11 protein-coding genes are annotated in these 9,808 nt (G+C 71.2%); 2 read left to right on the top strand and 9 right to left on the bottom strand.

Going from position 1 to position 9,808, the window contains the following annotated elements; all coding sequences use genetic code 11:
- The 3 genes from VHD82_RS23845 to pdxS all read right to left on the bottom strand — a co-directional run.
- Positions 1 to 636 (bottom strand): YebC/PmpR family DNA-binding transcriptional regulator (locus VHD82_RS23845; RefSeq protein WP_325708018.1); only part of this gene is annotated, 636 nt, incomplete at its 3' end.
- Positions 633 to 1,274 carry a pyridoxal 5'-phosphate synthase glutaminase subunit PdxT gene (pdxT, locus tag VHD82_RS23840; protein ID WP_325708016.1) on the bottom strand — a complete coding sequence of 214 codons (642 nt, stop codon included), beginning with the start codon at positions 1,272 to 1,274 and terminating at the stop codon, positions 633 to 635. The genes pdxT and VHD82_RS23845, both read right to left, overlap by 4 nt.
- A gap of 79 nt (positions 1,275 to 1,353) precedes the next feature.
- Positions 1,354 to 2,268, bottom strand: coding sequence for a pyridoxal 5'-phosphate synthase lyase subunit PdxS (gene pdxS, locus VHD82_RS23835; RefSeq protein ID WP_325708014.1), 915 nt, complete (start codon positions 2,266 to 2,268; stop codon positions 1,354 to 1,356).
- A gap of 220 nt (positions 2,269 to 2,488) precedes the next feature.
- Between pdxS and VHD82_RS23830 the strand changes: the two genes are divergently transcribed.
- Positions 2,489 to 4,609 carry an elongation factor G-like protein EF-G2 gene (locus VHD82_RS23830; protein ID WP_325708012.1) on the top strand — a complete coding sequence of 707 codons (2,121 nt, stop codon included), beginning with the start codon at positions 2,489 to 2,491 and terminating at the stop codon, positions 4,607 to 4,609.
- Between the two features lie 7 nt (positions 4,610 to 4,616).
- Here VHD82_RS23830 and VHD82_RS23825 read toward each other — a convergent pair whose 3' ends face one another.
- The 6 genes from VHD82_RS23825 to VHD82_RS23800 all read right to left on the bottom strand — a co-directional run bounded on the left by VHD82_RS23825 (position 4,617) and on the right by VHD82_RS23800 (position 8,919).
- Positions 4,617 to 5,084 carry an XdhC family protein gene (locus tag VHD82_RS23825; protein ID WP_325708009.1) on the bottom strand — a complete coding sequence of 156 codons (468 nt, stop codon included), beginning with the start codon at positions 5,082 to 5,084 and terminating at the stop codon, positions 4,617 to 4,619.
- A gap of 16 nt (positions 5,085 to 5,100) precedes the next feature.
- Complete coding sequence (locus VHD82_RS23820) at positions 5,101 to 5,595, bottom strand: NUDIX hydrolase (protein ID WP_325708005.1); 495 nt, start codon at positions 5,593 to 5,595, stop codon at positions 5,101 to 5,103.
- Positions 5,592 to 6,731, bottom strand: a complete 1,140-nt coding sequence (locus tag VHD82_RS23815; protein ID WP_325708002.1) for a glycosyltransferase family 4 protein — start codon at positions 6,729 to 6,731, stop codon at positions 5,592 to 5,594. Before VHD82_RS23815 ends, VHD82_RS23820 begins: the two co-directional genes overlap by 4 nt.
- Positions 6,728 to 7,645 (bottom strand): phosphatidylinositol mannoside acyltransferase, encoded by a 918-nt coding sequence (locus VHD82_RS23810; RefSeq protein WP_325707999.1) that lies wholly within the window; start codon positions 7,643 to 7,645, stop codon positions 6,728 to 6,730. Before VHD82_RS23810 ends, VHD82_RS23815 begins: the two co-directional genes overlap by 4 nt.
- Positions 7,642 to 8,265: a phosphatidylinositol phosphate synthase gene (gene pgsA / locus VHD82_RS23805; protein WP_325707995.1), complete on the bottom strand. Its 624-nt coding sequence runs from the start codon at positions 8,263 to 8,265 to the stop codon at positions 7,642 to 7,644. Before pgsA ends, VHD82_RS23810 begins: the two co-directional genes overlap by 4 nt.
- A 141-nt stretch (positions 8,266 to 8,406) precedes the next feature.
- Positions 8,407 to 8,919: a MarR family winged helix-turn-helix transcriptional regulator gene (locus VHD82_RS23800; RefSeq protein WP_325707989.1), complete on the bottom strand. Its 513-nt coding sequence runs from the start codon at positions 8,917 to 8,919 to the stop codon at positions 8,407 to 8,409.
- Between the two features lie 97 nt (positions 8,920 to 9,016).
- Between VHD82_RS23800 and VHD82_RS23795 the strand changes: the two genes are divergently transcribed.
- The gene (locus tag VHD82_RS23795; RefSeq protein WP_325707986.1) at positions 9,017 to 9,565 is read left to right on the top strand and encodes a YceI family protein; all 549 of its coding nucleotides are present in this window, start codon (positions 9,017 to 9,019) and stop codon (positions 9,563 to 9,565) included.
- Positions 9,566 to 9,808 lie beyond the last annotated feature (243 nt).

The following is a 9,808-nucleotide window of genomic DNA, read 5'->3' as shown; positions in this document are numbered from 1 at the left end:
GGCGTCCAGCGGGGTGCTGGCCGAGGGCAGGAAGCTCGCTTCGGCGGAGTCGTAGTCGATCCCGGCGCGCTGCAGCGCCGTGCGCACGGCCACCAGGTCGGTGGCTTCGGACACCACCTCGAAGGCCTCGCCGAGGTCGTTGACCTCTTCGGCGCCCGCGTCGAGGACGGCGGCCAGCACGTCGTCCTCCGAGGTGCCCTCCTGCGGCACGATCACCACGCCCTTGCGGCTGAACAGGAAGGACACCGATCCCGCGTCGGCCATGGTGCCGCCGTTGCGGGTCATCGCGGTGCGCACCTCGGACGCCGCCCGGTTGCGGTTGTCGGTGAGGCATTCGACGAGCAGCGCGACACCGCCAGGGCCGTACCCCTCGTACATGATCGTCTGGTACTCGGCCGCACCGGCGTCGGCACCGGACCCGCGCTTGACCGCGCGGTCGATGTTGTCGGTGGGCACGGAGTTCTTGCGCGCCTTCTGGATGGCGTCGTACAGCGTCGGGTTGCCGTCCGGGTCACCGCCGCCGGTCCGCGCCGCGACCTCGATGTTCTTGATCAACCTCGCGAACAGCTTGCCACGTTTGGCGTCGACGGCGGCCTTCTTGTGTTTTGTCGTAGCCCACTTGGAGTGGCCGCTCATCTCTCCTCCATCTTTTCGTTCCATGCGTCGCGCACCATGCCCGCGAACAAACGGTGCACGCGATCGTCCCCCGTGAGCTCCGGGTGGAAGGCGGTGGCGAGCACCGGTCCCTGCCGGACTGCGACGATCCTAGCGGCCGCGTCCCCGGCACCGGCGGCGTCCGGCACCCTGGCCAGTATCTCCACCCCGTCGCCCGCCTTTTCCACCCAGGGGGCGCGGATGAAAACGGCGTGCACGGCCGGGCCGTCGAGGCCCGCGAAATCCAGGTCGGCCTCGAACGAGTCGACCTGCCGCCCGAACGCGTTGCGCCGGACGATCACGTCCAGCCCGTCGAGCTGGCGCTGGTCCGGGCGGCCGTCCAGCACCTGCCTGGCCAGCAGGATCATCCCCGCGCACGAGCCGTAGACGGGCAGTCCCGCGGCGATCCGTTCGCGCAGCGGGGCGAGCAGTTCGAAGGTCTCCAGCAGCCGGGACATGGTGGTGGACTCACCGCCGGGCAGCACGATTCCGTCGACGGCGGCCAGTTCGGCCGGCCGGCGCACTGGCCGCGCTTCGGCTCCGGCCCGCTCCAGCAGCGCGGCGTGCTCACGCACGTCACCCTGGAGAGCGAGTACTCCGATCACCGGTTTCGCCCTCACTCATCCTCCTCAGTGTAAGCGCGGGGTCCCACCCTCCGGCTGGAGAGTGGGACCCGGTCGCTCGATCGTGGAAGCCCGGTCACCAGCCGCGTTCGGCCAGGCGGTGCGGCTCGGGCACGTCGTCGACATTGATACCGACCATCGCCTCGCCGAGGCCGCGGGAGACCTTCGCGATGACATCCGGGTCGTCGTGGAAGGTGGTGGCCTTGACGATCGCCTCGGCGCGCTTCGCCGGTTCGCCGGACTTGAAGATGCCGGAGCCGACGAACACGCCCTCGGCGCCGAGCTGCATCATCATCGCCGCGTCGGCCGGGGTCGCGATGCCGCCGGCGGTGAACAGCACGACGGGCAGCTTGCCCTTCTCCGCGACCTCGCGCACCAGCTCGTACGGCGCCTGCAGCTCCTTGGCCGCCACGTACAGCTCGTCCTCGGGCAGCGAGGTGAGGCGGGCGATCTCCGCGCGGATCCTGCGCATGTGCGTGGTGGCATTGGAGACGTCGCCGGTGCCGGCCTCGCCCTTGGAGCGGATCATCGCCGCGCCCTCGTTGATCCGCCGCAGCGCCTCGCCCAGGTTGGTGGCGCCACAGACGAAGGGCACTGTGAACGCCCATTTGTCGATGTGGTTGGCGTAGTCGGCCGGGGTGAGCACCTCGGACTCGTCGATGTAGTCCACGCCGAGCGCCTGCAGCACGCGGGCCTCGACGAAGTGCCCGATGCGGGCCTTGGCCATCACCGGGATGGACACCGCCTCGACGATCCCGTCGATCAGGTCGGGGTCGCTCATCCTGGCCACGCCGCCCTGGGCGCGGATGTCGGCGGGCACGCGCTCGAGTGCCATCACGGCGACGGCACCGGCGTCCTCGGCGATCTTGGCCTGGTCGGCGGTGACCACGTCCATGATCACGCCGCCCTTGAGCATCTCGGCCATCCCGCGCTTGACGCGGGCGGTGCCGCGCTCGGACACGGGGGAACCAGTGGGCTGAACTTCGGTCACGGGGGACGCCTTTCGGAAACGCCGGAAACTTGCGACCTCCAGTTTAGGTCCGAATGGACCGGCTTCCTGAGCCAATGAGGCCCTATTCCGGAAGGCCACTTTCCGGCCGGCGCGAGCCAGTCGGGTTACCTGGTGGACACGGGGTTGCCCGCGCGTGGCCGACAGGTGTGTGATCGGAGGCACACCCGTTACCGACAACGACGTCCCGGGAGGCCTGATCATGGCCGAAAAGCAAGCGAGAAACGGCGATTCCGGGGCCGCGGTCGCTGTGGACGATCCGCGCCAGGTGCGCAACGTCGTCCTGGTCGGGCCGTCGGGATCCGGCAAGACCACCCTCACCGAGGCCCTGCTCGCCGTGTCCGGCGCCGTGAGCAGGGCCGGTTCCGTCGTGGAGGGCACCACGGTCTGCGACCACGATCCGGCGGCCGTGCGCCAGCAGCGTTCGGTGGGCCTCGCCGTCGCGCCCGTCCTGCACGACGGGATCAAGATCAACCTGATCGACACGCCCGGGTACGCCGATTTCGTCGGCGAGCTGCGCGCCGGCCTGCGCGCCGCCGACGCCGCGCTGTTCGTGGTGTGCGCCGCCGAGGGCGTGGACGAGGCGACGGTCGCGCTGTGGGAGGAATGCGCCGCGGTGGGGATGCCGCGCGCGGTGGTGGTCGCGCGGCTCGATCACCAGCGCGCCGACGCGGCCACCGAGATCGCGGCCTGCCAGGCGGCGTTCGGGGCCGGGGTCCTGCCGCTGTACCTGCCCGCCAGCGGTGACAGACCCGGCCTGGTCGGGCTGATCACGCAGCGGCTGTTCGACTACTCGAAGGGCTATCCGCCGGTGCTCGGCGAACCCGATCCGGCCGATCTGGACCGGATGACCGAGGCCCGCAACGAGCTCATCGAGGGGATCATCGCCGAGAGCGAGGACGAGTCCCTGATGGACCGCTACCTCGCCGGGGAGGAGATCCCGGAGGCCACGCTGATCGGCGACCTGGAGACGGCCGTCGCGCGCGGCACGTTCCACCCGGTCATCCCCGTGTGCGCCACCAGCGGGCTCGGGCTCGCGGAGGTGCTGGAGGTGACGGCGCGGGCCTTCCCGTCCCCGCTGGAGCACCCGCTGCCCGACGTGAGTTCGGTGGACGGGTCGCCGCACGCGAGTCTGACGGCCGATCCGGACGGCCCGCTGGCCGCGGAAGTCGTGCGCACGGCGGTCGACTCCTACGTGGGCCGGGTTTCGCTGGTCCGGGTTTTCTCCGGCACGCTGCGCCCCGAACGCCCGGTGCACGTCTCCGGGCACGGGCTCGCCGAGCGCGGGCACGAGGACCACGACGCGGACGAACGCGTGGCGCACCTGTATTCACCGCTCGGGGCCAACCTGCGTGAGGTGCCCTACTGCGTCGCCGGGGACCTGTGCGCGCTGACGAAGATCGGCTCGGCGGAAACCGGGGACACGGTGTCCTATCCGGACGATCCGCTGCTGATGAAACCGTGGGCGATGCCGGAGCCGCTGCTGCCGGTGGCGATCGTCGCGCACAACCGCAGCGACGAGGATACGTTGGCGCGCAACCTTTCCCGGCTCGTCGCCGGTGATCCGACGCTGCGCCTGGAACGCAATCCGGAGACCAGCCAGCTCGTGTTGTGGTGCATGGGCGAGGCACACGCCGACGTCGTGTTGTCGCGGCTGCGGGCCGGTGGCGCCGAGGTGGACACCGAGCCGGTGAAGATCAGCCTGCGGGAGACGTTCGCCGGGCCGGTGAAGGGACACGGGCGGCACGTGAAGCAGTCGGGCGGGCATGGCCAGTACGCCGTGTGCGACATCGAGGTGCGGCCGCTGGAGCGGGGTTCGGGCTTCGAGTTCGTCGACAAGATCGTCGGCGGCGCGGTACCGCACCAGTTCATCCCGAGCGTCGAGAAGGGCGTCCGGGCGCAGCTCGAAAAGGGGCTCGCGACCGGGCATCCGGTGGTGGACGTGCGGGTCACCCTGGTCGACGGCAAGGCCCACAGCGTCGACTCGTCGGACGCGGCCTTCCAGACGGCAGGCGCGCTCGCGCTGAAGGACGCGGCGGCCAACGGGCGGATCAACCTGCTGGAGCCACTCGACGAGGTGGCGGTCCGGCTGCCCGACGAGCATCTCGGGAGCGTGCTCGGGGACCTGTCCTCGCGGCGGGGCCGGGTGCTGGGCACGGAGTCCGCGGGCGGCGGGCGCACCGTGATCCGCGCGGAGGTGCCCGCCTCGGAGCTGCTTCGCTACGCCACGGACCTGCGCTCGCTCACGTCGGGCACGGCGACGTTCACGAGACGGCACGCCCGCTTCGACCCGCTACCGGAAGGGGTCACGACGGCCGGGTAGCACCGGTTCAGAACGCGAAGCCGCCTGGCCTGCCATTGCGGTCGGCGACCAGGCCGGCCAGCGTCGCGAGCGCGATTTCGGGCGGGGTTCGGGAGCCGATGTTCAGGCCCACCGGGCGGTGCACGCGCTCGATGTCCGCCGGGGCGACGCCGAGTTGCTTGAGGGCCTCGACATGCGGGCCGGGGTGGCGGGGGTTGCCCATCACGCCGACCCAGCGCACCGGCCGGGCGAGCACGTCCCGCAGCACCGGGCCCAGCTCCTCGCGGTGGTGGTCGGTGACGACGACATCCGTGTCCTCGCCCAGCGTGGGCAGTGCGCCGTCCGCCGGGTCGTAGGACACGGTGCGGTAGCCGAGGTCGGCCCCGTACTTGAGCAGATATTCCGCGACGGGCCCGGCGAAGACCGCGACCAGGGTGCGGGTGCCGGTGGCTCGTTCGTCTTCTTCGCCGTGTGCGACGGCGCAGGGATCGGACATGCAGCGAGTGTGCCACTCAGGGCAGGGGTTCCACGATCTCGAAGTACTCCGGCTGCGGCGCGGTGCCGGCGAGTTTGAAGTACCGCACCTTCCGCCGGCGCCGCAGCGCGAGGGTGTCGCGGACGGCGTCGTTGTGCACGCGGCGGGCGATGACGACGCGATGCTCGGCGTCGGACAGCTCGTCGGCGAGGCGCGGCGGGAAGGTGTCCCGCGCGACCGAGCCGAGCACCTTGGTCAGTTCGTTCTCCGCCGACTCGCGCTCCGTGCGCGGCGCGGCTTCGGCGGCGTCGGCGGCCTGCAGCACCGCGGCGGCCTCCACACCGGACAGTGCCCCGACGGCCACGGCCCGCGCGACGACGGCGCGGCGTGCGAGTGCGGCGTCGAGCGCCGCCCAGCCCGCGTCGAGACGGACGTGCAGGCGGTCGAGCCGGTTCGCGGTCGCCACCAGCAGCAGCCCGCCCAGCACCACGATCGCGGCCAGGATCGCCACCAGGACAACGAAAGTGCTCACCGCGGCACCTCTTCCGGGACCACCCGGCGCGGGTCGGCGGCCACCGCCGTCTCGTACACCCGCAGCACCTGGGTGACCACGACGTTCCAGTCGTACATGGCCACCCGCTCCCCCGCCGCCGCGGCGAGCGAACCGCGCCGGGCCGGGTCGCCGAGCAGGTCCCGCAGGACCTCGGCCAGGCCGTCGGGGTCGCCGACCGGGAACAGCGCGCCGGACCGGCCGTCGTCGAGCACGCGCCGGAACGAGTCGAGCCCGCTCGCGGCCACCGCGGTACCGGCGGCCATCGCCTCGGTGAGAATCATGCCGAAGCTCTCGCCCCCGGTGTTCGGCGCGCAGTACACGTCCACGCTGCGCAGCGCCCGCGCCTTGACCTCGTCGCTGGCCTGGCCGAGCAGCTCGATGTGCGGGGCCAGTTCCGGGCCCGCCATCCGGCGCAGCTCCTCGGGCTCGCCGCGCCCGACGACGAGCAGTTTCAGCTCCTCGAACTGCGGCAGCAGCTGCCGCGACGCCGCGAGCAGCACGTCCATTCCCTTGCGTGGCTCGGTGAACCGGCCGACGAAGCCGAGCGTGCCGCCCGCGCGGGGGTAGCCGTCGAGCGGACGGGCGCGCGAGAAGAAGTCCACGTCGACCCCGTTGGGGATCTCCACGGCGTCCCCACCCGAATGCTCGACCTGCACGCGCCGCGCCAGCGCGGACACGGCGATCCGGGCGGTGACCTTTTCCAGCAACGGCCGCAGCACGGGCTGGAACGCCGAAAGCGTGCGCGAGCGCGGGGTGGAGGTGTGGAACGTGGCCACGATCGGGCCTTCGGCGACCTTGAGCGCGAGCAGCGAGAGGCTGGGGGCGGCCGGTTCGTGCAGATGCAGCACGTCGAAATTGCCTTCGCGCAGCCAGCGCCGCACCCGCGCGTAGGAGACCGGCCCGAACTGCAGCCGCGCGACCGAGCCGTTGTACGGGATGCCCAGCGCCTTGCCCGCGGGATGCACGAACGGCGGGAGGTCGGCGTCCTCGTCGGCGGGCGCGAGCACGGAGACCTGGTGCCCGCGGGCCAGCAGCGCACGGGCCAGATCGACCACGTGCCCCTGCACTCCCCCGGGAACGTCGAGCGAATACGGACAGACGATGCCGATCTTCACCCCGCCGCCGCCTCCTGTCCCACCGCTGGGGCCTCGGCGAAGTCGGCCGACCACAGCTTCTGCATCATGTGCCAGTCGGCGGGGTGGGCGGCGATGTCCCCGGCGAAGATGTCCGCGATCGCCTGCGTGGCGGCCGGGACCTCGGCGCGCTGGGTGACCCGGATCCGCGGGTGCACGCGGATGCCCCAGCCGTCCTCGGTGAACCACGAGCCCACCGGCAGCAGCGCGGCACCGGTGCTGGCGGCGAGCCGCGCGGGCCCGGCGGGCATCTTGGTCTCCTCGCCGAAGAACGTCACCGGGATGCCGCTCCGGGTGAGGTCCCGGTCCCCGACCAGACAGATGATCTTGTTCTCGCGCAGCCGCCGCAGCAGCAGGCGGAACGAGCCGGGGTCGCTGGTGGGCAGCAGCTCGAACCCGAGCGATTCGCGGAAATCCACGAACCGCCGGTACACCGACTCCGGTTTCAGCCGCTCCACGACGGTGGTGAACGACCCGGCGTAGCCGACCATCCACAGCCCGGCCGCGTCCCAGTTCCCCGAATGCGGCAGCACGCAGACGGCGCCGTTGCCTTCGGCGAGCGCGGCCTCGATGTTCTCCACCCCGGTGATCGATTCGTCCACTTTGGACGCGACCGCGGCGTGGTCCATGGCGGGCAGCCGGAACATCTCCTGCCAGTAGCGGGCGTAGGAGCGCAGGGCGCGGCGGGTCAGTTCGTCCAGCTCCATGGTGTCGGCCTGCGGTACCACCCGCACCAGGTTGCGCCGCAACTGCTGCACGCCCGGCCCGCCCCGGCGCACCGCGAAGTCGGCGCCCAGCGCGAACGCCGCCGAAGCCACGCTCGCCGGCAGGCGGCGAACCAGCTGCCAGCCGAGCGCGTAACCGAGGTCGGTCGCGCGCTGGGCGAGTCCTGTCATGGATGGGCCTCCCGCTCCCGCGCTCTCGCCGAGGCGGCAACGGCGAACACGCGCTGCGCCAGGGTGATCGCGGAGAGCACGGCGAGCAGCCACTGCGTGCCTTCGACCAGGTAAGGCAGCCCGAAACCCTGCAGCCCGGTGCCGACGAGCGCGATGATCAGCCGCTCGGCCCGTTCGATCAGGCCACCGTCGGCGGACAAGCCCGAAGCCTCGGCCCGCGCCTTGACGTAGGAGATGACCTGGCCGAGCACGAGGCAGATCAGGGTCGCCGCGGCGGCACGCAGGTTGTGCTCCTCGACGAAGCACCACCACGCGATGGCGGCGAACAGGGTGCCGTCGACCAGCCTGTCGCACGTGGCGTCGAGCGCGGCGCCGAACGGGGTGCCGTGCCCGCGTGCCCGCGCGATCGCCCCGTCGAGCAGGTCGAGCATGGCGAAGCCCCACACCGTGAACGTGCCCCACAGCAGCAGCCCGGTGGGGAAGAACCCGATCGCGCAGGCGAGCGCGCCGACGGTGCCGATGGCGGTCATGACATTGGGCGTGACCCCGGCCCGCAGCAGCGCGTGGCCGAGCGGGTCGAGGGCGCGGGAGACCGACGCGCGCGCGAAGATGTTGAGCATCAGATCTGCGGTTCGGGAGAGTCGGCCGGCATTCTCATCGCTGTCAACGTCACCTGGGGAGTGCGAATAGGAGATGTTTTCGGACCGCAGCCTATCGACACGTCGTCCGTGCTCGACGCGGCGGCGCGCGAAACGGGCCGATCAGCGCGCCGAGGGCTCCTCGGCGGCCTCCATTTCGGCGATCGCCGCGGCACAGCGCGGGGTGAGGTTGAGCCGGATCGCGGCGCTGATCTCCCCCAGCGCGCTCACCTGCTCGGGGGTGAGCGCGTCGAACAGCGCTTCCCGCACAGCCTCGACATGCCCCGGCGCGGCGGCGTCGACGGCGGCCCGCCCCGCGGCGGTCAGAGTGGCGAAGGAGCCGCGTTTGTCGGTGTCACAGGTGAAGCGCCGGACCCAGCCGTTGTCCTCCAGCCGGGCCACGGCGTGCGAGAGGCGGCTGCGGGAGGACCGGCACCGCAGGGCCAGTTCGCTCATCCGCAGGGTGCCCTCGGGTGCTTCGGAAAGCACGGCCAGCACCTCGTAGTAGGTATGCGGCATGCCCGACTCGCGCTGGAGCTGGTTCTCGACGTGACCGCGCAGCAGGTCGACGGCGGTCCTGAACTCGCGCCACACACGCTGCTCGTCGTCGTCCAGCCAGCGGGGGGATCGGGACATGAGATCTATCCTACCCCTAGTTGAAGGCTCAATCATCGCGCGCTAGTCTCTCGGTTGAGAGTTCAATCGTCAGTTCCGCCAACCAAGGAGTAAGCCCATGAGCGCGCCCACCACCGAGATCCCCGGGTACACCGCGGGCACCTGGGTCATCGACGGTACCCACTCCGACGTCACCTTCACCGTTCGCCACCTCGGCGTTTCCAAGGTCCGCGGCCGGTTCGACCAGGTCGAGACCACCATCGTGACCGCGGAGAACGTGACCGAGTCCACGGTCACCGCGACCATCAAGACCACGAGCGTCGACACCAACAACGAGCAGCGCGACGAGCACGTCCGCAGCGCCGACTTCCTGGATGTGGAGCAGTTCCCGGAGATGAGCTTCACCTCCACCGCGGTGCGCGTGGAGGACGGCGACTTCTTCATCGACGGCGAGCTGACCCTGCACGGCGTGACCAAGCCGGTCACCCTGAACGCCGAACTGGGCGGCTTCGGCGACGGCATGGCCCCGGGCAGCAAGGTGCTGGGCGTCTCCGCCACCACCGAGATCAGCCGGACCGACTTCGGCGTCGGCGCGAGCATCCCCGGCGCCGTACTCGGCGACAAGGTCAAGATCGAGCTGGACATCGAGGCCGGCCTGCAGGCCTGAGCCCCCTCCGCTACCGGCGGGTTCTAGCGATCTCCGCAACATCCTGGATTGCAGGGTGTTGCGGGGATCGTGGTGTTACCGGAGTTGCGAGGGAGGTTCTTGGAGGCGCTGGAGCGGGAAGGTGGGAAGGTGGCAACGTCTCGGTGGCGTCGCGAGGCGTCGGGGTGAACCTGAACACGGCCTTCGGGTGGGTGCGGCGGGCTGGCCTTCGAGGGCGTGGGAGTACCGGCCGGGGTGGTCACC

The sequence above is a fragment of the Amycolatopsis sp. genome (assembly GCF_035546795.1).
In the GTDB taxonomy this organism is placed as follows: domain Bacteria; phylum Actinomycetota; class Actinomycetes; order Mycobacteriales; family Pseudonocardiaceae; genus Amycolatopsis_E.
Note: the sequence above shows the minus strand (reverse complement) of the source record. Positions and strands in the feature narration are given on the sequence as shown.

Coding starts and splice junctions, on each gene's coding strand:
- VHD82_RS23830 (WP_325708012.1), top strand. CDS start 2,489: ATGGCCGAAAAGCAAGCGAGAAACGGCGATTCCGGGGCCGCGGTCGCT.
- VHD82_RS23825 (WP_325708009.1), bottom strand. CDS start 5,084: ATGTCCGATCCCTGCGCCGTCGCACACGGCGAAGAAGACGAACGAGCC.
- VHD82_RS23810 (WP_325707999.1), bottom strand. CDS start 7,645: ATGACAGGACTCGCCCAGCGCGCGACCGACCTCGGTTACGCGCTCGGC.
- pgsA (WP_325707995.1), bottom strand. CDS start 8,265: ATGCTCAACATCTTCGCGCGCGCGTCGGTCTCCCGCGCCCTCGACCCG.
- VHD82_RS23800 (WP_325707989.1), bottom strand. CDS start 8,919: ATGTCCCGATCCCCCCGCTGGCTGGACGACGACGAGCAGCGTGTGTGG.
- VHD82_RS23795 (WP_325707986.1), top strand. CDS start 9,017: ATGAGCGCGCCCACCACCGAGATCCCCGGGTACACCGCGGGCACCTGG.